This window comes from Paenibacillus glycanilyticus (assembly GCF_023715145.1).
Classification (GTDB): Bacteria; Bacillota; Bacilli; order Paenibacillales; family Paenibacillaceae; genus Pristimantibacillus; species Pristimantibacillus glycanilyticus_A.
Window position 1 is genome coordinate 23,206 of sequence record NZ_JAMBNP010000018.1, and the last position, 25,189, is coordinate 48,394.

The 25,189-nt window shown below is 51.5% G+C and carries 23 protein-coding genes; 20 read left to right on the plus strand and 3 right to left on the minus strand.

Annotated elements, in window-relative coordinates; all coding sequences use genetic code 11:
- Window positions 1-57: 57 nt before the first annotated feature.
- The 6 genes from M3194_RS28855 (at window position 58) to spoVT (ending at window position 7,605) form a co-directional block, all read left to right on the plus strand.
- A complete protein-coding gene (locus M3194_RS28855; protein WP_251657610.1) occupies window positions 58-288 on the plus strand; it encodes an anti-sigma-F factor Fin family protein in 231 nt (76 codons plus the stop codon).
- 131 nt (window positions 289-419) lie between these two features.
- Window positions 420-3,947, plus strand: coding sequence for a transcription-repair coupling factor (mfd, locus tag M3194_RS28860; RefSeq protein WP_251657611.1), 3,528 nt, complete (start codon window positions 420-422; stop codon window positions 3,945-3,947).
- A 317-nt stretch (window positions 3,948-4,264) separates the two neighbouring features.
- Window positions 4,265-5,374, plus strand: coding sequence for a peptidylprolyl isomerase (locus M3194_RS28865; RefSeq protein WP_251657612.1), 1,110 nt, complete (start codon window positions 4,265-4,267; stop codon window positions 5,372-5,374).
- A 129-nt stretch (window positions 5,375-5,503) separates the two neighbouring features.
- Window positions 5,504-6,376: an SPFH domain-containing protein gene (locus M3194_RS28870; protein WP_251657613.1), complete on the plus strand. Its 873-nt coding sequence runs from the start codon at window positions 5,504-5,506 to the stop codon at window positions 6,374-6,376.
- 12 nt (window positions 6,377-6,388) lie between these two features.
- Entirely contained in the window at window positions 6,389-6,571 is a 183-nt protein-coding gene (locus tag M3194_RS28875) for a type II toxin-antitoxin system antitoxin (protein WP_251657614.1), read from the plus strand.
- A 494-nt stretch (window positions 6,572-7,065) separates the two neighbouring features.
- Window positions 7,066-7,605 (plus strand): stage V sporulation protein T, encoded by a 540-nt coding sequence (gene spoVT / locus M3194_RS28880; protein WP_251657615.1) that lies wholly within the window; start codon window positions 7,066-7,068, stop codon window positions 7,603-7,605.
- A gap of 100 nt (window positions 7,606-7,705) precedes the next feature.
- On the opposite strand, the gene M3194_RS28885 is transcribed toward spoVT, so the two are convergent.
- Window positions 7,706-8,554 (minus strand): AraC family transcriptional regulator, encoded by an 849-nt coding sequence (locus M3194_RS28885; RefSeq protein WP_251657616.1) that lies wholly within the window; start codon window positions 8,552-8,554, stop codon window positions 7,706-7,708.
- 183 nt (window positions 8,555-8,737) lie between these two features.
- On the opposite strand from M3194_RS28885, the gene melA reads away from it, so the two are divergent.
- On the plus strand, window positions 8,738-10,036 hold the full coding sequence (gene melA, locus M3194_RS28890; RefSeq protein WP_251657617.1) for an alpha-glucosidase/alpha-galactosidase: 1,299 nt from the start codon (window positions 8,738-8,740) through the stop codon (window positions 10,034-10,036).
- A gap of 541 nt (window positions 10,037-10,577) precedes the next feature.
- Here the strand turns inward: melA and M3194_RS28895 are convergent.
- Together M3194_RS28895 and M3194_RS28900 are read right to left on the minus strand one after the other, a co-directional pair.
- Window positions 10,578-11,201, minus strand: a complete 624-nt coding sequence (locus M3194_RS28895; RefSeq protein ID WP_251657618.1) for a GyrI-like domain-containing protein — start codon at window positions 11,199-11,201, stop codon at window positions 10,578-10,580.
- Window positions 11,202-11,226: 25 nt separating this feature from the next.
- Window positions 11,227-12,363 carry a glycerate kinase gene (locus tag M3194_RS28900; protein ID WP_251657619.1) on the minus strand — a complete coding sequence of 379 codons (1,137 nt, stop codon included), beginning with the start codon at window positions 12,361-12,363 and terminating at the stop codon, window positions 11,227-11,229.
- A 153-nt stretch (window positions 12,364-12,516) separates the two neighbouring features.
- Between M3194_RS28900 and yabN the strand changes: the two genes are divergently transcribed.
- The 13 genes from yabN (at window position 12,517) to tilS (ending at window position 25,145) form a co-directional block, all read left to right on the plus strand.
- Window positions 12,517-13,995 carry a bifunctional methyltransferase/pyrophosphohydrolase YabN gene (yabN, locus tag M3194_RS28905; RefSeq protein ID WP_251657620.1) on the plus strand — a complete coding sequence of 493 codons (1,479 nt, stop codon included), beginning with the start codon at window positions 12,517-12,519 and terminating at the stop codon, window positions 13,993-13,995.
- 191 nt (window positions 13,996-14,186) lie between these two features.
- The gene (locus tag M3194_RS28910; protein WP_012772051.1) at window positions 14,187-14,459 is read left to right on the plus strand and encodes an HU family DNA-binding protein; all 273 of its coding nucleotides are present in this window, start codon (window positions 14,187-14,189) and stop codon (window positions 14,457-14,459) included.
- A gap of 3 nt (window positions 14,460-14,462) precedes the next feature.
- Window positions 14,463-14,741, plus strand: coding sequence for an RNA-binding S4 domain-containing protein (locus M3194_RS28915; RefSeq protein WP_251657621.1), 279 nt, complete (start codon window positions 14,463-14,465; stop codon window positions 14,739-14,741).
- Between the two features lie 66 nt (window positions 14,742-14,807).
- A complete protein-coding gene (locus tag M3194_RS28920) occupies window positions 14,808-15,554 on the plus strand; it encodes a YciC family protein (protein ID WP_251657622.1) in 747 nt (248 codons plus the stop codon).
- A gap of 157 nt (window positions 15,555-15,711) precedes the next feature.
- Complete coding sequence (locus M3194_RS28925) at window positions 15,712-16,527, plus strand: DUF817 domain-containing protein (protein ID WP_251657652.1); 816 nt, start codon at window positions 15,712-15,714, stop codon at window positions 16,525-16,527.
- A 104-nt stretch (window positions 16,528-16,631) separates the two neighbouring features.
- Window positions 16,632-16,916, plus strand: a complete 285-nt coding sequence (gene yabP / locus M3194_RS28930; protein WP_091190555.1) for a sporulation protein YabP — start codon at window positions 16,632-16,634, stop codon at window positions 16,914-16,916.
- Entirely contained in the window at window positions 16,913-17,518 is a 606-nt protein-coding gene (yabQ, locus tag M3194_RS28935) for a spore cortex biosynthesis protein YabQ (RefSeq protein WP_251657623.1), read from the plus strand. Before yabP ends, yabQ begins: the two co-directional genes overlap by 4 nt.
- Before the next feature lie 91 nt (window positions 17,519-17,609).
- Window positions 17,610-17,921: an FtsB family cell division protein gene (locus M3194_RS28940; protein ID WP_251657624.1), complete on the plus strand. Its 312-nt coding sequence runs from the start codon at window positions 17,610-17,612 to the stop codon at window positions 17,919-17,921.
- 97 nt (window positions 17,922-18,018) lie between these two features.
- Window positions 18,019-18,516, plus strand: coding sequence for a S1 domain-containing RNA-binding protein (locus tag M3194_RS28945; protein ID WP_251657625.1), 498 nt, complete (start codon window positions 18,019-18,021; stop codon window positions 18,514-18,516).
- A gap of 783 nt (window positions 18,517-19,299) precedes the next feature.
- Window positions 19,300-21,792, plus strand: a complete 2,493-nt coding sequence (spoIIE, locus tag M3194_RS28950) for a stage II sporulation protein E (RefSeq protein ID WP_397334393.1) — start codon at window positions 19,300-19,302, stop codon at window positions 21,790-21,792.
- A gap of 237 nt (window positions 21,793-22,029) precedes the next feature.
- On the plus strand, window positions 22,030-22,758 hold the full coding sequence (locus M3194_RS28955; RefSeq protein ID WP_251657626.1) for a vWA domain-containing protein: 729 nt from the start codon (window positions 22,030-22,032) through the stop codon (window positions 22,756-22,758).
- Window positions 22,742-23,659 carry a serine/threonine protein kinase gene (locus M3194_RS28960; RefSeq protein ID WP_251657627.1) on the plus strand — a complete coding sequence of 306 codons (918 nt, stop codon included), beginning with the start codon at window positions 22,742-22,744 and terminating at the stop codon, window positions 23,657-23,659. The genes M3194_RS28955 and M3194_RS28960 overlap by 17 nt, the downstream gene beginning before the upstream one ends.
- Before the next feature lie 58 nt (window positions 23,660-23,717).
- The gene (tilS, locus tag M3194_RS28965; protein ID WP_251657628.1) at window positions 23,718-25,145 is read left to right on the plus strand and encodes a tRNA lysidine(34) synthetase TilS; all 1,428 of its coding nucleotides are present in this window, start codon (window positions 23,718-23,720) and stop codon (window positions 25,143-25,145) included.
- Window positions 25,146-25,189 lie beyond the last annotated feature (44 nt).

A 25,189-nucleotide genomic window follows, 5' to 3' on the forward strand; every position in this document is an offset into this window, starting at 1 on the left:
AAGCTCGGGCAAAACGGGCATACTGAAGGGTATAACCATTCTTCAGGAGGCATACATATGGCTGTAAACTATATTTGCCGGCACTGCCGGACGTCAATGGGGACGATAGAGGAGAAGGAAATCTCGGAGACGAGACTCGGTTTCCATTTCTTGACCCCCGAAGAGCGCAGCGATATAATAGCGTATAACTCGAACGGCGATATTACGGTTAAAGTCGTTTGCGATTATTGCCGCGAGGCGCTGGAAGCAAATCCGGAGCTTGTGCTCGTCGTAAATCCGCTGCAATAATTCAGGTGTAACACCATAGTGTTCGTAGCCTTGGCATCCGGCTGAGGCTTCTTTTCGATGATTCTATTTTGTAAAGAATACTTCTATTGCATTGCTTGTGTCTTGTGTATAGAAACGGGGTGCCTTCACGATTGAAAGCGTTAGTACAGGCTTTTGCCGCGGATCCGGACGTACAGTCGATTATTGCCGGTGTCCGTAAGGGTATGCGCGAACAGATGATATCGGGACTTGCAGGCTCTTCGAGGCAAGTACTCGTAGCGGCGGTGAAGGAAGATTTAGACCGTCCGCAGCTCGTTGTTACGCATAATATGTATGCTGCACAGAAGATCGCAGAGGACTTGCAGGAATGCTTCTCTGCCGATGATGTATTGTTATATCCCGCGAATGAGCTGGTAGCTGCCGAAGCGGCGATCTCAAGTCCTGAGACGCTGGCGCAGCGTATGGATGTGCTGATTAAGCTGTCCGAAGGCTTCCGCGGGATTGTTGTCGTTCCATTCTCCGGCATTCGCCGCTATCAGCCGATCAAGGGCGTTATGTCGGATGCGAAAATCAACGTTAAGGTCGGCGATACGCTGGAGCTTGATGCCTTTTTGCGCCAAATGACCGGACTTGGTTATATTCGGGCTGACCGCGTGGAATCCAAGGGCGAGATGAGCGTCCGTGGCGGAATTGTCGACTTCTATCCGCTCACGGCGGAGCTTGCCTACCGGATCGAATGGTTTGGTGACGAAGTAGATTCCATCCGTACCTTCGACCCTTCCGAACAGCGCTCGCTTGATAACCTGCAGACGTTCACCGTAACGCCTTGCCAGGAGATCGTAGCGGACCAGCGGCGCTTTAGCGCTGCAGCGGAGCATGCGGCATCATTGCTTGCCCAACAGCTCGATAAGATGACGGACCGGACAGCGAAGGAACGTCTTCGCCAGGAGATTGGCGGCGAGATTGAGAAGCTGCGGGAGCATGTCTATTTTACTGAAATCTATAAATATATATCTTTGCTGTATCCGGAAAGACAAACGATCCTGGACTATATGCCGGAGGATACGGTTCTCATTCTGGATGAGCCGACCAGGCTGATCGAGACAGCACGCCAGCTGGAGCGGGATGAGGCGGAATGGTCTACTCATCTGCTCGCAAACGGCAAGTCGCTGCCTACCTTTGTGCTTGCCCGGGATTCGGACGAAATTCTGCATCACCGCAAATTCCAGACGCTGTTCATGTCCCTCTTCCTGCGCCAGATTCCTCATTCGCAGCCGCAGAACATTCTGAATATGACAAGCCGCGCGATGCAGAACTTCCACGGACAGATGAATGTGCTCAAGGCGGAGATGGACCGTTGGAAGAAGACGGGCGCGAAGGTCATGATGCTGGGCGGCAACGCGGAGCGGCTGGACCGGATCCGCCGTGTCCTGCAGGACTATCATATTGAACCACCGACGCTGATTGAGGGCAACCTGCAATCCGGCTTTGAGCTGCCCTCTTCGCATCTTGTCATTATTACGGAAGGCGAGATGTTCTCGCAGAAGCAGCGCAAGGCGCGCCGGATGGATAAGAAGATCGATAACGCCGAGCGGATCAAGAGCTATACCGAGCTGAAGGTTGGCGATTACGTCGTCCACCAGAACCACGGCATCGGCAAATATGTCGGCATCGGCACGCTGGAGATCGCGGGCATTCATAAGGACTACCTGCACATTCTGTACGCGGGCGGCGATAAGCTGTCCGTGCCGGTTGAGCAGGTTGACATGATTCAGAAGTATGTCGGTTCCGAAGAGAAGGAGCCGAAGATTAATAAGCTTGGCGGCAGCGAATGGGTGCGGGCGAAAAATAAAGTCCGCGCTTCGGTTCAAGACATTGCCGATGACCTGATCAAGCTGTATGCGCAGCGCCAGTCAGCGCCCGGATTTGCTTTTGGCCAGGATACGGCTTATCAGAACGAGTTCGAAGCGATGTTCCCGTATGATGAGACGCGCGATCAGCTGCGGGCGATTGAAGAGATTAAGAAGGATATGCAGAAGCCGCAGCCGATGGACCGGCTCCTGTGCGGCGACGTGGGCTACGGCAAGACCGAAGTAGCGGTTCGTGCCGCTTTCAAGGCTGCAATCGAAGGGAAGCAGGTAGCTATTCTAGTACCAACGACCATTCTTGCCCAGCAGCATTATGAAACGTTCCGCGAGCGTTTCTCCGGTTATCCGTTTAACATTCAGGTGTTAAGCCGATTCCGTTCCCGCAAAGAGCAGAATGATACGATGAAAGGCCTGAAGGCGGGTACGGTTGACGTGGTGATCGGCACGCACCGCCTGCTGTCTCAGGATGTCATCTTTAAAGATCTTGGACTGCTTATCGTAGACGAAGAGCAACGGTTTGGCGTGTCGCATAAGGAGAAGCTTAAGAAGCTGAAGACCAATGTCGACGTGCTGACACTGACCGCAACGCCAATCCCGCGGACGCTTCATATGTCGATGCTCGGCGTACGGGATTTATCAGTTATTGAGACGCCGCCGGAGAACCGCTTCCCGGTGCAGACGTATGTCGTGGAATACAGCACCTCTCTTGTGCGTGAAGCTATCGAGAGGGAGCTGGCGCGCGGCGGACAGGTCTATTATTTATACAACCGGGTGCAAGGGATTTACCAGATGGCGGAGCAGATTAACGCGCTTGTGCCGGACGCGAAGGTAGCGGTCGGCCACGGTCAAATGTCGGAGCAGGAGCTCGAGAAGACCATTCTTGATTTTCTGGACGGCGAGTCGGATGTGCTTGTCAGCACAAGCATTATCGAGACCGGCGTCGATATTCCGAACGTAAATACATTGATTGTGCATGATTCGGACAAAATGGGTCTCTCCCAGCTGTACCAGCTGCGGGGCAGGGTTGGCCGTTCGAACCGGATCGCCTACGCTTACTTCACCTACCAACGGGACAAGGTGCTCACCGAGGTAGCGGAGAAGCGTCTGCAGTCGATCAAGGAGTTTACGGAGCTTGGCTCCGGCTTCAAGATTGCGATGCGCGACCTTGCTATCCGCGGAGCGGGTAACCTGCTTGGCGCGGAGCAGCATGGATTCATCGCCTCTGTCGGCTTTGATTTGTATTCGCAGATGCTTGCAGACGAGATTGCGAAGCGGAAAGCGGAGATGGAAGGCGTAGAAGTGAAGGAAGAGCGCCGCGTCACAACGCTTATCGACGTCAGCATTGATGCATATCTGCCTTCGGATTATATTTACGACAGCATTCAGAAGATCGAGATCTATAAGAAGGTGGCTACCGTTACCTCCATTGATGAATCGGAGGATCTTGCGGAGGAGCTGATCGACCGCTTCGGCAACCTGCCGCAAGCCGTCGACAATCTGCTCTCGGTTGCCCGTCTTAAGGTATACGGCTCGCAGTACGGCATCGAGCAGATCAGCCAGAAGGGCGACGATCTTATCGTCCGCTTCGGCGAGCGCGAGAAGAAGCGCATCGACCGCAAGCTGGTAGATCAGTTGTGCGTGCAGTACGAGAACCGGTTCCGCCAGGGAGCAATTCAGGATGACCATCCAACGCTGCTGCTGCGCGGCAAGGGCCTCGAGATGGATCAGAAGGTTCAGCTTCTGGAGGGCTTCCTGAAGAAATTCAAGGATGCGAGAAAAACCGAAGAAACGCTGCAGGATGCGAAGACGTGATTGCTTGAAGCGGGTTCGCTGCCCAAAGGAAAACGAAACCGTTTCACCTTAAATTCTAAGAATTTACATGTATAGCTGTATAAAAGGGCTTAGAATTTTTCGGAATGAAATGCGTCTCGCTGCCCAAAGGAAAACGAAACCATTTCACCTTAAATTCTAAGAATTTACATGTATAGCTGTATAAAAGGGCTTAGAATTTTTCGGAATGAAACGCGTCTCGCTACCTAAAGGAAAGCGAAACCATTTCACCTTATAGCAAAGGCTTGTCGTTTTCTGTTACAATACAATAAACTTCTCAATTTGAAAGGGGATTCAACATGCTGCACACAACACGCAAATCGACATGGCGCAGAAGCGCACTGCTCGTAATCGCGGCAGTGCTCGTCATGACGGTTATGGCGGCTTGCGGTGGTAAGAAAGATAACGAGGGTTCCTCGGGCCTCACTTTTGAAGGGGCAGGCAAAGGTACCGTCGTTGCGACATACAAGGACGGCAATGTAACAGAACCGGAATTCAACAAATACCTCGATATCTTCAACATTATGCAGCCGGGCTACGAGCAAGTGATTGCAATCCCGCAATTCAAGGAGCAATTGCTCCAGCAGTACATTTCGTATAAAATTTTGGCGAAACAAGCTACTGAAGACACAATCAAAAAAGCTGGCGACGAAACGGACAAGCAGATGAAGAGCTTTGAAGACACGCTCAAAACAAATGCCGACGTGAAGAAAACGCTGGATGATAAAAAAGTATCGACAGCTGACGTAAGAACCTACCTCAACCTGATGCTGGTTGTGGTTGAGCATATGAACTCGAAAGTTACGGATGAAGAGACAAAAGCCGAATATGAGAAAAACATCGGCAACTACAACCCTGTAACGGTTCGTCATATTCTTGTTGCAACAGCGGATCCTGCGGATTCGACCAAGACGCTCCGTACAAAAGAGGAAGCTCTTGCCCGCGCCAAAGAGGTCAAAGCGAAGCTTGACGCAGGCGGCGACTGGACAGCCCTTGCTAAACAATACTCTGACGATACGGGCTCGAAGGATAGCGGCGGAGAATACAAGGACGCTAAAGCTTCCGATTGGGTGGAGGGCTTCAAGAATGCGGCTCTGAAACAACCGGTTGGCAAAATCGGCGATCCGGTTGAGACTGAATACGGCTACCATGTCATCCTGGTTGAGAAACGCGACCAAGCGGCTTACGACAAACTGACAGATGAGCAGAAGCAAGAAGTTCAAAGCGTGGTGGCTTACAACCACATGAACACGTTTATGACGGACGAAATGCCGAAGCTGGATGTGAAAATCACGTTGCCAGAGGCATCGCCGGAAGCATCTTCCGACGCATCCGCGTCGCCGGGAGCATCGGAATCGCCAGCGGCATCCGAATCTCCGGAAGCAAGCGAATCGCCGGCTGCAAAATAAAATTTTTGAAGAAAGCTGATCCTATCATGCAAATGACGGGATCAGCTTTTTTTGTGTATAAGGACTTCCTTAAAAATGTAAAAAGTGATATCATATTTATATCAAAACAATATAAGGGGTGTTTCTTTGATGAAGGAATACAAGGCTTGGCATGTGAACGGATTTCTTGCACTGCTTGCTGCGATCATCTCCTTTGCTGGTGGCATTGCGCTTATCGTATTTGGGGCGGATCAGCTGGACCCGAATGTTTTCCTAATCGTGCTTGGCATATTGCTTGAAGTTATCTTTATTGTTGCGGTATCTTCGCTTACAATCGTGCAGCCGAATGAAGCGAAGGTCATTACGTTCTTCGGTACGTACGTTGGAACGGTCCGCGACAGCGGTCTCTGGATTGTTGTACCGTTCACGAACAAGAAGAAGGTATCGATGAAGGTTCGTAATTTTAACAGCCAGACGCTGAAGGTTAATGACGCCGAGGGCAATCCGGTTGAGATTGGCGCCGTTGTTGTGTTCAAGGTAACGGAGACGGCTAAGGCGTCCTTTGACGTTGATAATTACGAGCGGTTCGTTGAAATTCAGAGCGAGACGGCCGTTCGTCATATTGCCGCACAGTATCCTTACGATACGTTTACGGATAATCACGTTCAATCTTTGCGCGGCAATGCCGATGAGGTTGCGGCGGAGATGATGAAGGAGCTGCAAAACCGGCTTGCGGTAGCCGGCGTTGAAGTGCTGGAGACCCGCCTGACGCATCTGGCGTACGCACCGGAGATTGCAAGCGCCATGCTGCAGCGCCAGCAGGCGATTGCCATCGTATCGGCTCGTCAGCGCATTGTAGAAGGCGCGGTAGGCATGGTGGATTCCGCTCTGAAGCAGCTCGCGGAGAACGGAATCGAGCTGGATGATGAGCGGCGCGCGGCGATGGTTAACAACCTAATGGTTGCAATCGTTTCAGACCGCGGAGCAACGCCGGTTATTAATACGGGCACGCTGTACTCCTAAGAGGGCAGTCCAATGGGGAAAGAAAAGAAAGCTTTCGCGCTCCGGCTCGATCCAGACTTACACCGTGCCATCGAGCAATGGGCGAATGATGAATTCCGCAGTGTTAACGGGCATATCGAATTTTTACTCCGGGAAGCGCTGGGCAAAGCCGGAAGGCTTCCTAAGCCCTCCGCCAAGAATCCGGATAACGAATAACTTAAATGAGCCGCTGTTCTGCCTTTTTTGAGGAGAATGGCGGCTTTTTTAAGATCGGGATTTTTTCACGTGGAACAATTAGCGGGGTTAATTATTAAAAAGAAGGAAATGAAGCAAGGTTTTTGCCATAGAAGGGAATGCTTTAAATGGTGCTTTACGGCTTGTCTACCGGACTTCGCAAGATCGCCTGGCTTCAGCAGGATCCGCATGATGGGGCGGAGAGCGGTGCATAAGAAATTGGGAGCCGATGAATACTATGGTCAGATTCACAAAAGAATTCGTTATCGAACGCGCTAGGCATAAGAGCCGCCGAACGACATCCATGACAACGGCAGCTTTGAACAGGCGCTCCGCTAGCTGAGTCATTCTTTTTCCGCGAGAACGCTTTATCCATGAATGCTAACGAAAAGGTCCAGGGTAGCGATAATCGCTTGTTATGAAGGCAAATAGTATCCAGTGACTTAAAATCCTCTAGGAAAGTGGGGCAACAAGAAATGAAAGCAACTGGAATTGTACGTCGCATCGATGATCTCGGGCGTGTGGTGATTCCGAAGGAGATCCGCCGTACTTTACGTATTCGTGAAGGAGATCCGCTCGAAATATTTGTTGACCGCGATGGTGAAGTGATACTGAAGAAATACTCTCCAATCGGAGAGCTTGGCGATTTCGCTAAAGAGTATGCCGAATCCTTATTTGAAAGCACCAACCACGTCACTCTCATTACCGATCGCGATACGGTTATCGCCGTAGCTGGCGCTTCGAAGAAAGAACTGCTGGAGAAGCAGATCGGATCAATTCTGGAAGGCTGCATGGATAACCGTAAAACGATAGAAGGCACTTCCGGCACATACGAGATCGTTAAGGACCTGCATGACACATACACCGCTTATGTTGCAGCACCTATCGTTGCAGGCGGGGATCCGATTGGTACGGTCGTTCTGCTCAGTAAAGACGATGCAGTCAAAATGTCGCAGATGGAAACCAAAATGGTGGAGACGGCGGCGGGCTTCCTGGCGAAGCAGATGGAACAATAATCAGAACATGATAAAGGCTTGGCTTCCCGTCAATCGATTCTCGAGCAGAGTCGTCGCAACGGAAATCCAAGCCTTTTTATTTCGCTTGCGAAAAAGCCGTTTAACTTTGCAGGTTCCGGTTAATATGATCCCGCGATGCCCGGGGAGAGGTGCCGATTACTCTCTTGAACATCTTCGAGAACAGGAAAGGATCCGTGTACCCCACTGAACGGGCGATATCGCCAATCGTCAGCTCTTGATGATGCAGCAGCTCCACCGCCCGATTCATTCGGAAGCGGAGCAGGAAGGCCTGAAGAGAGACGCCAAACTGTGCTTTGAATAATCCGGACAGGTATGTGCGGTCGAGTCCTACGAAATTCGCAATGTTCTGGATGGAGATCGGCAGGCTGTAGCTGTTCTCTATAAAGGCAACGGCCTTATTGATGTAAGCTTCTTTGGTATTGACGGCATGCGGTGGAGGCGCTTGCTGTTTGCTGCAGGCAACCAGGCGGGCCATGTACTGATACAGAAAGCTTTGGCTGTACAGATCACCGCTGCGGTGATCTTCAAAGATATGATGGAATTGATCATAGACGGACTCAAAGAATTCCTTATGCTCAGATGCGTCGAAAATCGGGTTAGCAGGGTTCATGCCGGCACGCTGCAGAAGGGATTTGGCATGGAGGCCCTTGAGTCCGACCCAGGAGTAGGTCCACGGGTTATGCTCATCCGCCTTGTAATACACCAGCGTGCCAGGAATGATAAGGAAGCCTTGTCCTGCATGCAGTTCAAAGCTGAGCTCTCCCAAGCGGAATTGTCCGGTACCGCTGTGCACGTAGTGCACGATATACATATCACGCAGACCAGGGCCCCAATAATGTCCGGGATCGCAATCCTGCTTGCCCCAAAACAACAGGCTTAAATCCATATATCGTTCTGTCAGGGGAAGATGAATTTCGGTTATAGGCATAGGGCAGTTCCCTCCATTGGATGGTAAACAGCTTATTCTCTTATTATAAAGCCGGGAGGCCGGCTCGTCATAAGGAAATGGGATTATGACAAATAAATAAGTGGCTTTGCCATGTTCGCTTATCTGCTTCGGATATATAGTGAAGGAGTCAATTCCTTTACGAAAACGGAGGCGGGAAGCAAGATGTCCAAAATTACTTTTCTAGGCGCGGGAAGCACGGTATTCGCAAAAAATGTACTGGGTGACGTAATGTCAACGGAGGCCCTGCAAGGCTTCGAACTTGCCTTATTTGATATTGATGCAGGCCGGCTGCGCGATTCCGAGCAGCTGCTGTTGAATATGAAAGCATCCCTTGGAAGCAGCTGTGTCGTTAAAGCTTATTCCGATCGGAAAGAAGCGCTCCGCGGCGCTAAGTATGTTGTCAATGCGATTCAAGTCGGCGGCTATGATCCGTGTACGATTACGGACTTTGAGATTCCGAAAAAATACGGCCTTCGTCAGACCATTGCCGACACGGTTGGGATCGGCGGCATTTTCCGCAACCTGCGTACAATCCCGGTTGTCCTGGATTTCGCTTCGGATATGCGGGAGGTTTGTCCGGATGCCTTGTTCATGAACTATACGAATCCAATGGCCGTTCTGACGAATGTTCTGTCTACGGCTGGCGGAGTAAGAACGGTTGGCTTGTGCCACAGCGTACAGGCTTGCGTGTCCGATCTGTTCAAAACCTTAGGAATGGACGCTGCGGGCGTGGAATCCAAGATTGCGGGCATCAACCATATGGCCTGGCTGCTTGAAGTGAAAAAGGATGGCGTGGATCTGTATCCGGAGATCAAACGCCGCGCGGCGGAGAAGCAGAAGGAGAAGCATCATGACATGGTCCGCTTCGAAATGATGCTGAAGTTCGGCTATTATATTACGGAGTCGTCCGAGCATAATGCGGAATATCACCCGTACTTCATTAAGCGCAATTATCCGGAGCTGATCGAGCGCTTCAATATTCCGCTGGATGAGTATCCGCGCCGTTGTGTCGAGCAGATCAAAGGCTGGAACAATATGCGCGAATCCCTGCTTGCCAACAGCAATATCGAGCATAAACGCAGCCATGAATACGCTTCCCACATTATGGAGGCCATTGAGACGGGTAATCCGTTCAAAATTGGCGGTAACGTCATGAATACGGGCCTGATTACCAACCTTCCGAAGGAAGCTTGCGTAGAGGTACCTTGTCTCGTAGACCGTTCCGGCATTAATCCGACGTATATCGGTGATTTGCCGCCGCAGCTGGCTGCGCTCAACCGCACGAATATTAATACGCAGCTTCTGACGATTGAAGCGGCTTTGACGCAGAAGAGAGAGCATATTTACCACGCGGCTATGCTGGATCCTCATACATCGGCTGAGCTGTCGTTGGATGATATTGTGGCTTTGTGCGATGATTTGATCGAGGCTCATGGTGATTGGTTGCCTCGCTACAAGTGATGCGAATGATCGATGGTGGGCGGGTGCAGGAAATATACTTCCTTCCAGTTGCTGTTGTACCCATGAAATTTGAATTAACTCGCTCGGGCGAGATTTCATGGGTACAAAGGCAAGCGCGTACGCTCTTCCAGTAAGTATATTTCCTTTACCCTATCCATCGATCGCATCGCGATCAAAAAAATCGCCCTAAGCCGGCGATTTTGTAACCGAAATCAGGCCGCCCATACTATTGGGCGGCCTATTTTTGTTTTTTAAAGGCGACTTAGGCCGCCTTGACCTCGAAACATATCAGCTGCCCGGTTCGGTGGGCAGCCTTATCGGCATATAACAGCAATTGATTGAGGGGAGGGATTGTATCTTTTGAGGAGCGCAGCAGCATATGCTTCCGGGGGAGCTTTCTTGCAGAGAGCTTGTAGCCTTTGCCGTCTAAAAGCCTCGTTTACGAGCTTGTTCAAGCTTTAAAACGGCAACAGCAACCGAAAGAGATACAATCCTGGACGGAGATCTCATATGCGTCAATCAGTACAATCCCACACTGAAATCAATTGCGCCCCGCCCGGAAACGGAGAACGGTTTTTAGTTTTTCCGGCGGCGTTTTTCTCGCGTCGGAGATATAGATTTCTTTATGCAGCTTCGAGCTTCGTTTGAGCCCCTGTTCCTCGCAATATTGCTCCATCTTTGCAAAGCTTGCCGGTTCATCATCATACGGGCCGTGATGCATCATTTGAACGCATAGCCCTTCTTCCAGCTTTCCGAACGTTACCTTGCCCAGAAGCGGGTGCGGTTTTTTCTTGCTTACGGTCTCGATCACTTCTAAAGCGAGTGACTCTGTTACAAAATCAGGCTGCCTGATCATAATGGTGTAAACGAGCTTGTCTTTATTGAGGACGGCGGCATGCCGGGCGTCCTCCTCTAAATCCCATATGCCCTCTAAGGGGAACACCGTATAGTCGAAATATCCCTCCGGCGTTACTCCTTTTTTGGGCAGCATTTTTAAGGTGTAGGACAAAGAATATAATACGCCGATGGCATCTTCAAAATCCGAGTGATTGGGGTTGCCCTTCCCGTTTAACATAAAATAGCTCGCGGGAGGAACATCGATCACGGAAGGGACAGCTTTGGGCAGATACAGCGTTTTGTCGTTCTTCTTCCATTCGTATTTCATTTGGACCCCCTCCTTATTCATTAAATTAATTGCCTTTGCGCCCCGCAATAAAGGTTCGAGTCACTTGTTCCGCGGTCAGCTCAAGCAGGGTGGAGGCGCGCTCTATCGCGTCCTGCAGCGTCATGGGCGTAGTTACGATACTATGGACGCTATGGATGCCCTCCGCGTATAGGACGTCAATGCCGGAGCCGACTGAACCGGCCAGCGCAATGACGGGTACACCATGCCGCTTGGCCAGCTGGGCGACGCCCATCGGTGCTTTGCCGGATGCGGTCTGGTGATCGATGCGGCCTTCGCCGGTGATAACGAGTTCAGTCCCGGCCAGATGGTCCTCCAGCCGGACATGCTCCAGGACAACGTCAATGCCGCGGCGCATGGAAGCGGGGAAGAAGGCCAGATAAGCCCCGCATAAGCCGCCAGCTGCTCCGGCGCCCGGGCGTTCGTGAATTCTGACGCCTGTTTTGGCTTCAATAAGATCTGCCCAAATGATCATACCGTGCTCAAGCTGCTCGACCATTTCGGGAGTGGCGCCTTTTTGCGGGCTGAAGATCCGGGAAGCGCCTTGCTCGCCGATAAGCGGGTTTTGCACGTCTGTGGCAATAACGAAAGAGGATTCGGCAATACGCGGATCCCACAAGCTGTCGTCGATCGTAACAATCTCCGCCAGATTACCGCCGCCAGGAGGAATGGGGTTGCCTTCCCGGTCAAGCAGCCGCATTCCAAGCGCCTGCAGCATACCGGCTCCGCCGTCATTGGTGGAACTGCCGCCAACGGTGAGCAGAAACCGCCGGCAACCGCGTTCAAGCGCATGACGGATGAGCTCGCCCGTTCCGTAGGTTGTCGTCCGTACAGGGTTACGTTCTTCCTCTGTCAGTAAGCAAAGGCCTGACGCTTCCGCCATTTCAATAATGGCAGTCTGGCCGAGAAGCCCGTAAGATGCATTCACGGGCTTCCCAAGCGGTCCGGTTACGCTAATGGTCACGCGCTCTCCGTCCGCTGCAGCGAGCAGGCTGTCGATCGTTCCTTCGCCGCCATCGGCGATTGGCAGCTTGATGACGGCGGCATCGGGCAGACATCTTCGGACTCCCTGTGCGATGGCTTCCGCAGCCGCAGCAGCGGACAAGCTTCCTTTGAAGGAATCCGGGGCGATAACGATTTTCATGAACAGCATCTCCTTCTCTGTTCCTTAGTTGCTATTATTATACCTAAATCTCCCGTCCCCGCCTTCATCAACCAGTGGTTATTATTAATCCGCATGCAAGAAATGGTATACTACGTGTAGAATCTGCCTGTGGCAGGGAGGAGTAATACGAATATGGCACAAACGATAACGGTAGTTGGCCTGGGATCCGGAGATCCCGATCAATTAACGCTTGGCGTATGGCGGCGGCTGCAGGCCGCTGAGGCGGTCTATGTCCGTACGGAGCAGCATCCGGTGATGTCGCTGCTGCGCGAGCATCATCTTGCTTACACGTCATTTGACAGCGTATATGAGCAGCATGACACCTTCCCGGAGGTTTATGATACAATAGCGGATACGCTTGTCCGCAAGGCGCGGGAAGCATCCGCGCCAATCCTGTATGCCGTGCCTGGGCATCCGATGGTGGCGGAGCGCACGGTGCAGCTGCTGCGCGAGCGCTGCTCGCAAGCCGGCATTCCGCTCGAGATTATTGGCGGCGAAAGCTTTCTGGATCAAGCGTTTATCCGTCTTGGCATCGATCCGATCGAAGGCTTTTCCCTGCTTGATGCTGCCGAGCTGAAGGCGGCTCATGTACAGCCGCGCGTACATACGATTATTGGGCAGGTCTATGATGCTTACACGGCTTCGGATGTGAAGCTGGCGCTTATGGAGCGTTATCCCGATGATTATGAGGTCGTTGTCGGGCATGCGCTTGGCGTTACGGGCGAAGAGCAGATTCTAAAGGTTCCGCTGTATGAGCTGGACCGGACGCCGGGATTTGGCAATTTGTCGCTGATCTGGGTGCCGCGTACGGAAGAGGATGCCGTTCTTAACCGCACGTTTGACCGCCTGCATGAGATCGTTGCTATCCTGCGCAGCCCCGAGGGCTGTCCGTGGGACCGCGAGCAAACGCATCAATCGATTCGCAAGAACTTCATCGAAGAGCTGTATGAAGCGCTTGAAGCGCTTGATAACGACGATCCTGACAACATGCGGGAGGAGTTCGGCGATGTGATTCTGCAGGTTATGCTGCACAGCCAGATGGAAGAGGAGACAGGTGCTTTCTCCGTCTACGATGTCATCGAGAGCCTGAACGAGAAGCTGATCTTCCGCCATCCCCATGTCTTTGGCGACCGCAGTGCCGGCAATGCGGCTGAGGCGCTTGGCAATTGGGAGCAGATGAAGGCCGAGGAGAAGAAGCGCAAAGGCGAAGCAGACGCCCGCAAATCGCAGCTGGACGGCATTCCGAAGGATCTGCCGGCACTTATGAAGGCCTACCAGCTTCAGAAGAAAGCAGCGAAGGTTGGCTTTGATTGGGAGGAGCTTGGACCGGTTCTCAGCAAAATAGAAGAGGAGCTTCGCGAGCTTCAAGAGGCGATAGATTCGAAGGATTCGGATGAGCAAGCAGGTGAGCTGGGAGATTTGCTGTTTGCGGTCGTGAACGCTTCCCGCTTTATCCATGCGGATCCCGAGGAGGCACTCTCTCGCACGAACGCGAAATTTAAAAGCCGATTCTCTTATATTGAGGAGCAGCTTCGTATAAACGGCAAAACTTTTGACCAGACTGATTTAACAGAAATGGATCGTTGGTGGGAAGAAGCGAAGCGACAATAGAGCCGCCGATTCGCCACAAATCGCAACATTTCTGCATCTTTCGGTAAATTTTTTTACTCGTGCAGCAGGATTTTTTTACAGACAAGCAGAATAAGTATCATCGTGTTTGTGTTTATGCTTAAAATTACCAAACAAACGGTCCGCAGTAGACCGAACAAAACAGGCGAATTGAATTTAGGAGGATATTAATAATGAACAAAACAGATCTGATCAACAACATTGCAACAAAAAGCGGCTTGACTAAACGTGACGTAGAAGCGGTATTGAACGGCTTCCTCGGCGAAGTTACTGACGCGCTTGCAGGCGGAGATAAAGTACAACTGATCGGCTTCGGTACTTTCGAAACTCGTAAACGTTCCGGCCGCGTTGGCCGCAACCCGCAAACGGGCAAAGAAATCTCCATCCCAGAATCCAAAGTTCCTGCATTCAAAGCAGGCAACAAACTGAAAGACGCTATCAAGTAATTCATGCGTCTGGATAAATTCCTCAAAGTATCCCGGTTGATCAAGCGCCGTACGGTAGCGAAGGACGTGTCCGAGCAAGGACGCGTGTGGATCAACGGCCGTGAAGCGAAAGCTAGCAGCACGGTTAAAACAGGGGATGAGCTTACGATCCAATACGGACAGAAGACGGTAACCGTTCGCGTCGAACGGATTGCGGAGACGACTCGTAAGGATGAAGCCGGTGAGCTTTACACTTTGATCAAGGAAGAACAACGCCCGCGCGAGGATAACCTCGGCTGGTAACCAACAAGAGCTGTCACGTAAGCCGTGACAGCTCTTTTGTGTGCTCAGATCAGGAGGAAAGCGGCTATGATACCAGCCATGACGAATTTGCCCGAGATCCGTCCGTCGAAAGGCGGGGGGGTATTAGGGATGACTTTTTCTTTATTTATAAAAAACGCCGGAGCGCTCCTTCTTCTAACAGCGATCACCTCGGTGCCCATTCAGCTTATAGCCTACTACAGCTTTTCGTATGTTCCCAGCTCCTCAGGCTACTCCGTCCGGGATATTCTTATTTCGATGCTATTCATCACTCTATTAACTCCTGTAGTCGTTCACTTTTTGATCGGACGCCTCCAAGGGAGCAAAGGCAGCATAACCGATGCCTACCGCTGGGGACTGCGCAAATGGCCTCGAATGATCATGTACAGCTTTCTCCAAAGCGTTATTTTAACGGCAGGCTTTTTGTTGTTCATCATTCCGGGCTTTTTCATGTACGTGCGGCTGCTGCTATTGCCTGTAGTCGTGTCTGTCGAGAATACGTCGGTAACCAATCCGCTGGAGAGCAGCCGGAATATGGCCAAAGGGCAATTTTGGGCTTTTATCGGCTATAGTGTCGTCATACAGGGAGCTCTTTTTTTGATCACCTGGTCTGCAGGAAAGTTATTCATGGAAGCAGCCTATTCGAACGGGATTACCGTTGCACTCTATAATCTGTTTATAGACTGGATCTCCATACTGGGGACTATTCTGTCTCTAGTTCTCTATCTGAAGCTTAGAACGGAGCAACATGCGGCGACCGCAAAGGCGGCTGATGAAGCTGCTGCAACGGTATAATTCCTAGAAGAAAAGGAGCATTTCTCTTAAAGAGGAATGCTCCTTTTCTATTCTAACAACAAATATATCAATGATATCATTAATTATTTATTGTAAAACAATAAACACTGTGGTACCTTAATGGTGATTTTTCATTATGGAGGGGAGGGGCATGCCAATGGAATTGCAGCCCTTATTGAATGCCGTATGGATCCGCCGCGTCGGGCAGCTCTTTAATTTTGGTTATCAGCAGGCGATGTCCTGTATTTTTCCGGTTATTATATTTGCTTCGCTCGCTTTAACGAAAGTTGTCTCGATTCCGTTCTTTCACCGTTATGATCTTCTTCTACTGATCTGCCTGATTGCGCAAGTTGGCATGGTGGTATTCAAGCTGGAGACGATCGACGAATTGAAGGTTATCTGCATGTTCCATATCATCGGGCTGATGCTTGAGTTGTATAAGGTGCATATGGGGTCATGGTCTTATCCGGGGGAAGGCTGGTCGAAGCTGTTTGGCGTGCCGCTCTATAGCGGGTTTATGTATGCGAGCGTTGCGAGCTATATTTGCCAGGCATGGAGGAGGCTCTCTATTTCCGTGCACGGATGGCCGAGGCAGCGATATGCCGTTATGGTCTGTGCGGCCATTTATTTGAACTTTTTTACCCATCATTATTTCTGGGATTTGCGGTGGGTGCTGACGGTTTTGCTTGTTGTCGTTTTTTATCGTACTTCCTTCACGTACAAAGTGGGGGGCAAGGAGTACCGCATGCATGTGGTGCTGTCGTTTCTGCTCATCGGCTTCTTCATCTGGCTCGCGGAAAATATTTCGACGTTTATGGGGGCATGGGCTTATCCGAACCAAGAGCATACCTGGCATATTGTCCATCTGGGCAAGATCAGCTCCTGGTTCCTGCTTGTTGTCATCAGCGTCATTATCGTGGCGCAGCTGAAGCGCGTGAAGGGTGCCAGGGAAGGAGGCAATCCGGCTCTCTAGCGGAAATATGAAAGAGTAGATTTGCCCCCGGCGGCTGTTCTAAAGTTCGTAGAGCCCCCATAAGCTAGTCTCAAGCTATGCTTTCGAAGTGGAGGGACGGGTCAATGGTTGAACAAAGCAAAGGGCAGAAGCGGCAGGAAGTTAAGATGCTGAACCGCAAGCTGCTCGAAATTACCGGCGTTTTAAATGTGGAAAGTTTCGACAGCGAAGAGTTTCTGCTCGATACCGAACTTGGCTTCCTGATGATAAAAGGGCAAAACCTGCATATTAAACATCTCAACCTCGAGCAGAATCTGGTTGCGATTGAGGGGCTTGTCCATTCGCTCGCCTATTTGGACGGCAATGCCTCTACCAAAACAAAGGGTTTATTCGGGAAGCTGTTTAAGTGACCTCCTTAAGCTTACAGTTTTTCACAATGGGGATGATGCTGCTGTCGGGCATCGGAATGGGCGTGATCTTCGACGGCTATCGGGTGGTGTCGAACGAATTGCGCTTTCCGCGGTGGACGCTGCCGGTACTCGATATGGTGTACTGGCTGGCCGCATCACTCCTTGTGTTCCGGGTGCTGTACGCCAGCAACTACGGCGAGGTGCGGGCGTATGTCTTTCTTGGTTTGCTTATTGGCGTATTGAGCTATTACTGGCTGCTGAGCAAGCCGGTTATCGGTATTGTGAAATGGCTCATTGAAGCGGTACGAGCCCTCATTCGGTTCACGCTCCGGACATTTGACCTGCTAATCGTGAAGCCGGTCATTCTGCTGTACCGGTTAATCCGCGTTCTTATCGGATTTGGGACTGCACTCACTGTATTCCTGTTAAAAATTGTGCTACAATTGGTTCGACCATTCTGGCTGCTGTTCAGATTTCTGCTTGGTCCGCTCATTCGTCCGCTGTGGCGATGGCTTGGACCGCGTCTTAACAGTCTGCAGCTTAAAGAAAAATGGGACAAGGTACGAGCTGGCGTGATTAAATTATGGAAACGCCTGTTTTAACGAAGACTATGCTTTCGAAGCATGAATCATCGCAATGGGCAGTAAAATCGGCCATTTTTGGGTGATTATTGATTTTAGGAGGTTTACCGTTATGACGACTGCCACAGCCAATCAATCGACAGGGAACGCAGGATCCAAACGCCGTTTGCGCATATGGGCCATGTGCATCACTCTATTTTTGTGCTGGGCTGCGTATACCTTTATTGGACAGATCAAGGATGGCCGGGCCACGCAGGTACAGCTTACGGAGATCAAGAAGCAGGTAGATGATTCCACCCTGCAGTCCAAACAGCTCCAACAGCAAATTGATCGACTTAACGATCCGGAATATATCAGACAACTAGCAACGAAGGAACAAGGGATGGTAACTCCTGGAGAACAGCAGATTCAGGTCATTAAATAGACGCCACAACGGGTGAACGTCTGTTGACCTTACTTTGGCGATTCGGTTATAATCACGATAGTAACGCTATTTAGCTTAGGGAGGAACATTTTATTTTATGGCAATTGAAGTAGGGGCCAAGTTAGAAGGCAAAGTGACAGGCATAACGCATTTCGGAGCATTCGTCGATTTGTCCGGGGGTGTCACAGGGCTCGTTCACATCTCGGAAATTGCCGACAACTACGTCAAAGACGTGAAGGATCACCTGAAAATTGACGATGTTGTTAAAGTCAAAGTGATCAACGTTGATAAGGACGGTAAGATCGGACTTTCCATTAAACAGGCAGTTGACCGGCCAGAAGGCCAAGTAGCGCCACAACGTGAACCACGTGTTGGTGGTGGAAGCGGCGGAGGCGGCGGTTTTAACCGTGGAGGCGGCGGTCAAGACCGTGGTGGACGTCCATTCAACAAGCAGTCGGCTGGCAGACCGTCTTACAACAAACCGTCATTCGAGGATAAAATGTCTCGCTTCCTGAAAGATAGCGAAGAACGGATTTCCTCCCTGAAGAAAAATACCGAAGGCAAACGCGGCGGACGCGGTGCTAAACGGGTCTAAGCTGGATTTTATACAATCATATGAGGGCAGAACCTAAACGGTTCTGCCTTTTTTACGGCAATGGACCATGAATATGGTCCATTCCGCGATAAAACCTACCGCTAAACGCGGTCGCTCATCATCGAACTGCAACGATAAGGGTTTTCTCACCGCATTTGATCCGCGATAAAACCTACCGCTAAACGCGGTCGCTCATCATCGAACTGCATCGATAAAGGTTTTCTCACGCAACTCTCCTTAACGTCTCGACACTTCCGCGTGGTTGTGTTTAAAAATTTCCAGCGCGGGGTAATAACAATCACCCTGCACGGGCCGTACGACATGACAAACTTCTTCATAAAGCAGAGACACGCTGCCTTCAACTGGCTGCAAATACAGCGTTGTTTATGATCCTCAGGTTCATGCTCCCTCCCAAACGGATGCCAGATTGGCGTTTTTCTAGCCTCTTCTATGCTAAATTCCAAAAAATATACCTCTTCCGAAAAAAAGTTTTACTCGTTTTCCCCGATACTCCTTGCAATCCCGACAGCAGAAAACAAAGATGTCGCAGGCTGCGGAAGGCGCGGAGCGACGGTTTTTGTTGAAGCGGCAGACGTGCCAATAGTCTCGTGTTAGGTTTAAGCTCAGGAACGGCGCGGTTTTGAAAGCGCTGACAATTTATGGCTTGCCCTTTTGGCTTTTGTCGGAAAAAACTTTTAGGCACCCACGGTAAACTGACAAACTTTTATACGGACATGCTCCTATAATGAGAACCACAATAAACCGGAATGGGTGGTGCTTGTTATGAAGAAGCAAAATGTGATTATGTTTCCTGCAGGAGAACAACAGATGGGGTGGGGACGTTCGATCATGGATAAAGGGCGGGGATGGCTATCCTCAAGAAGACTTGTCCAATTAGTGCTTGCTAAGAAATGGACCATTATGCTGGTCGGGCTTGGTTTTCTGCTCGGACGGGCGGTGATCCTGGAATCCTTAATGCCCTTTGCTGCTGCGTACTTCGCGGTTGTCTACTTTCTTCGAAAAGACGCATTCGCCTGGACAGCCGTCTCGCTTGTGGCCGGGAGCTGGTTCGCGGTTACGCCCGCACCCTTATGGATCGGGATGGAGCTGGCCGTTCTATTCCTCTTATTTAAAGGCCTGGAGGCTTACGAAAAAGCGGAGCTCGGGACTGCTCCCTTACTCGTCTTTATCTCCACCTTACTTGTGCAGCTATTTGGACTCTTCATAGGAGATACGATGAGCTGGTATGGATTTATGATGGTGGTGGTAGAGGCGGCGCTCAGCTTTGTGCTTACGCTGGTCTTTATTCAAGCCATACCGGTTCTGACCATGTCGAAGAAGACCGCCTCTCTCAAGAATGAGGAAATCATATGTCTCATGATCTTGCTTGCCTCCGTCATGACCGGGGCGGTAGGCTGGCAAATTTACGGTCTGTCCGTTGAACATATCATGTCGCGGTTCCTGCTGCTGCTGTTCGCGCTGGCAGGAGGGGCTCCGCTTGGCGCCTGCGTTGGGGTAGTGGCCGGGCTGATCCTCAGCCTCGCTGACTTTAACTCGGTGGTGCAGATGAGTCTGCTCGCCTTCGCAGGGCTGCTGGCCGGCCTTCTGCGGGAAGGCGGCAAAGCGGCTGTCGCTTTCGGCATGCTGCTAGGCACTTCGATTCTTGCCGTTTATGTCGGCAGCGGATCGGATGTGATGACCTCGACCTGGGAGTCGGTCACAGCAGCCGTTCTGCTTATGCTTACACCCAAAATCATGATTCGAACCATCGCCCGCTATGTTCCGGGCACCAACGAGCATGCCAAGTCGCAGCATGAATATGCCAAGCGCGTACGCGACGTAACGGCGGATCGGGTATCGCAATATTCGGAGGTGTTCCGCCAGCTCTCGAAGAGCTTTGGTCAGTTGAATGGCACAGCAGCCACAGTGAAGCGAGAGGAGGAGATTAATACTTTCATGCAGTCGGTATCGGCGCGAAGCTGCGCGGACTGCCATAGAAACCGGGCTTGCTGGGAGGGCAAGTACTATCAAACCTATCAAATGATGAAAGATATGATCTCGGCGGTGGAGGAGGACCGCATACCCTCGCACAATATGCCGCGCACATGGGCTTCGCACTGCACGAAGCCGGCACAGGTGCTGGGCATTATCGAGCAGGAGCACGAGTTGTACAAGAATGATATGCACTGGAAAAAACAAATATTCGACTCCCGCCAGCTTGTGGCGGATCAACTATCGGGCGTATCTCAGGTAATGGAGGACCTGGCGCGAGAGATTAAGAGAGAAGGACAGACTCTTCATCTGCAGGAGGAACAGATCCGCGAAGCATTGGAGGGGCTGGGCTTATCCATACAGGAAATCGAAGTGATTAATTTGGAGGAGGGGAATGTGGAAATCGAGCTGTACCACCATTTCGCAAGGGGCTACGACGAAAGCCGCAAAATTATTGCGCCGCTCTTATCGGATATTTTGGGCGAGCATGTGGCCGTCAAGTCGGAGAGGCCGCCAGAGAAGAATGGCGAGCCGACACTCGTTGTGTTTGGCTCAGCGAAGGAGTTTGAGGTGGAAACGGGCATAGCGGGCGCTGCTAAGGGTGGCGATTTGCTGTCGGGAGACAGCTTCAGCATGCTTGAGCTTGGCAATGGCAAGTTTGCCGTGGCGATTAGCGACGGCATGGGCAACGGGGAACGCGCGCGCCAGGAGAGCAGCGCAGCCCTGTCGATTCTGCAGCAGCTGCTGAAATCCGGGATGGATGAGAAGCTGGCAATCAAATCGGTCAATTCGATCCTGCTGTTAAGATCGCCGGATGAAGTGTTCGCGACGATTGATTTAGCGATGATCGATTTATATACAGCCAAAACGACCTTTATGAAGATCGGGTCTACGCCAAGCTTTATTAAACGCGGAAACGAGGTGATCCCGGTAACGGCAAATAATTTGCCGGTCGGTATTTTACAGGATATCGATTTCGATTTGATCTCAATGCCGCTGCAGCCAGGCGACACAATCGTCATGATGAGCGACGGTATTTATGATGCGCCGGGGCATGCGGTTAATAAGGAGATGTGGATGAAGAGGATTATTCAAGAGCTGAAGACGGAGAATCCGCAGGAGATGGCCGATGCCTTGCTGGAGACTGTCGTGAGGCATCATGAAGGGGATATTAATGATGATATGACCGTGCTTGTAGCGCGGATCGATAAGCATTTGCCGGAGTGGGCGTCATTCCGCTGGCCTGGACTTACACGGCTGGAACGGCCCCGTACGGTTAGCTGAAGGAGGCAGATGACATATGGGCGGATGCAGGCTCTTAGGCTAAAGCGCGGCAGGTTGCGCTTTAGCCTGGAGCCTTTTTGCTTCATAAATGGGACAAGTTATGCTTTATTTTAGGTTTTTAAATCGACAGCCTGCATAATTTCTCGGGAAATAGGGCAATCTAGCGGTTTATCCCTCGCTTCAAACGGCAAAACTGATAGAGAGGTTATGCTTGTTTCGAAGAGGAGGCAATGAAGAATGAAACAGATTTTGCTGGTGACGGATGGCTGCTCCAACGTCGGGATGAGCCCGGTTGTGGCGGCGGCGCATGCGAAGGCGGAAGGAATTGCGGTAAATGTTGTAGGCATTTTGGATTATGGCGATGTAGGAGAGCTTGGTGCATCCGAGATTGAAGAGGTGGCTCGTGCCGGAGGCGGCCTGAGCAGACTTGTAAATATGCGGCAGCTGTCGCAGACGGTTCAAATGCTGACGAGGAAAACAGCGGTCCAAACGATTCAGCTGGCCGTCCAGAAGGAACTGAAGCAGGTGCTTGGCAACGGCTCGATTGAAGCGCTCCCGCCCGAGAAGAGGAGCGAGGTTGTCCGTGTCATTGACGAGCTGGGAGAGACCTCTAAGCTGCAGGTTGCCCTGCTTATTGACGCGAGCGCCAGTATGAAGCCAAAGCTTCGCGCGGTGGAGGAAGCAATCCATGACCTGATGCTGAGCCTGCAGGCCCGCCAGGGGCATAGCGAGATTGCGGTATTCCATTTTCCAAGCAGCAAGTACGGAGAGGACTGTAAGCTGGATCTCGATTGGACCGATAATCTGAAAAATATTTCTTCTATATTTACGAAATTTCCGATGAGCGGGACAACGCCGACAGGACCGGCTCTTATGCAGGTCATTGATTTTTATCGGCAGGGGGATTATGGTAAGAAGAGCAAAAACGATGAAACGGATGGGATGATGAGTGACTACGTCGTTTAAGTTAAATCTCCGCCGCGGTGCCGTTGTAACGGGGAAGTGGAAGCATTCCCGTTATCGTGTGGAGCGGTTGCTTGGAGAGGGAGCGAACGGCAAGGTTTATCTCGTTCATGCTGACCGCGGCTGGTGCGCACTTAAGGTAGGAATGGATGCCATTGATCTGCAGTCGGAGATTAACGTGCTGCAGGCACTCGAGAAGCAGGACCGGAAGCAGACCTACCTCTACGAGGTGGACGATCTGCTTGGACCTGACGGCAAAGAGTATCCTTTCTATATTATGAGATACGTGCGCGGAGTAACGATTTCCGATTTTTTGACGAAGAACGGACCGGAGTGGTTCCCCCTTATTGGGCTTAATCTGCTTAGTAAGCTTGCCGAGCTTCATCGCAAAGGCTGGGTATTTGGCGATCTGAAGATTGACAACGTACTGGTTGCCGATTACGGGTACGTGGAGCTTGTCGATTACGGCGGCGTTACGGCTATGGGCAAGGGCATCCGCCAGTTCACGGAGATTTATGACCGCGGCTTCTGGAATGCGGGGTCGCGCTCGGCCGATGCGAGTTATGACCTGTTCTCTTTTGCCCTACTGTGCATCATGCTGCATGAACCGAAGAAGCTTCAAGCACTGACCGGAGGCTTGCCGCAGATTCGTTCTGCGGAGGAGCTGGAGCGTTTGATTAACGAGTGCAAGGGGCTGACTCCGGTAGCGGGCTGGTTGAAGCAGGCAATGGCCGGACGGTTCTACGATGCTTCCGAAGGGGTGGAAGCATGGCGGAGGCTGCTGCACCGCCGGGACACGAGAGTAAAAAGCTCAAAGACGCCTGGCTGGCTGAAGGGACTTGCAGCCGTATCGGCGGTTGTGCTGGGGATCTCCGTTTACTGGCTGCTTCGCGGTGGTATATAAAAGGTATATAGAAGAAACAGGGAATTAAAATGAAGGGAACGGGGAGATACATACGGATATGGAAACGGGGGACCATAAGCTGCCAACCGAGATGATGAAGTTTGCGGCAGCTGAACAGCTATGGTCGAAGGGCGACCGGATCGTGGCCGCTGTATCGGGCGGTCCCGATTCGATGGCTCTGCTGCATATGCTCTGTGCGGCAGCGCAGCAAGATGAGCTCACGGTTATTGCCGCCCATGTGAATCACGGCTTCCGCAAGGAAGCATCGCGGCAGGAGGCGGAAATTGTCCGCCAATATGCAGCGAAGCTTGGTGTATCCTTTGAAATGATTGAATTGGATATGCCGGCATACATAGAAGAAACAGGAATGAATGCCCAGTCTGCAGCGCGCGAGAAGCGTTATGCCTTCCTTCATGAAGCGGCACATAAATATCGCGCCTCGGCCATAGCCCTCGCCCATCATGCCGATGACCAGGCAGAGACGGTGCTGATGCGGATCATCCGCGGAGCAGGCCTGACCGGCCTTGCGGGCATGGCAGCCAAACGGCAAGAAAAAAACGTGGAACTTATACGTCCGTTACTTCGTATGAACAAGTCAGACATTGTGGATTATTGCTCCGGGCAGAGCATTCCGTACTGCCACGACAGCAGCAACAATGAGCGATATTATTTCCGTAATGTCGTTCGGCTCGATGTTCTTCCTTATCTTTCGCAATTTAATCCTCAGCTTACCCACTCGCTCCGGCGGATCGCCGACGTGGCGGGGGCCGAGGATGACTGGATGGAGCTTGAAGCGCAAAAGCTGTTTGCATCTCTTGCAACGTCAACCCCGGATGAATGCAAGGTAGATGTCAGCATGCTGCACGGCCTTCATGTCGCTTTACAAAGAAGATTGATTAAACTAATATTAAATTATCTTTCGAAGGATGCAGAAATTGCCTCCTTTGACGCAATTGAGACAATGCGGCTTGCGGCAGCTCCTGCAGCCCCGAGTACCTGGCGATACGATGCAGGCTCGGGCGTTCGGTGCATCCGCGAGTATGGCAGCATCCGATGGGTTCGAGTGCTTAGCGCCGCAATTACCCCGGAAGCAGGCTATGCTTACCCGGTATCCCGCGAATCAGAGAAGGCGAGCATCGCGGCCGGCGGGCGCAGACTGCATATCGAGCGTCAGAAGCGGGGCGAGGCGGTGAAGCCGGCGGGACGAAGCGAGGTTTGCTTTGATGCGGATCAGCTTGTTTTTCCGCTCACGGTACGAAATCGGCAGCCTGGCGACCGAATTCAGGTTTTAGGATTAAATGGGTCCAAAAAAGTGCAAGATATGTTCGTTGACGAAAAGATCGCGCCGTCCGAGCGTGAACGCTATCCGCTTCTTGTTGATGCGGAAGGCCGCCTGCTCTGGATTCCGGGCATCCGACGTTCGAGCCATGCGCTAACCGGTCATGAGACAACGGACTTCCTGTTCATTCGAATGGAGAACGAATAAGAAGACCTGCTGTATTCATAATTATAAAGTGAAAGATATAGGAG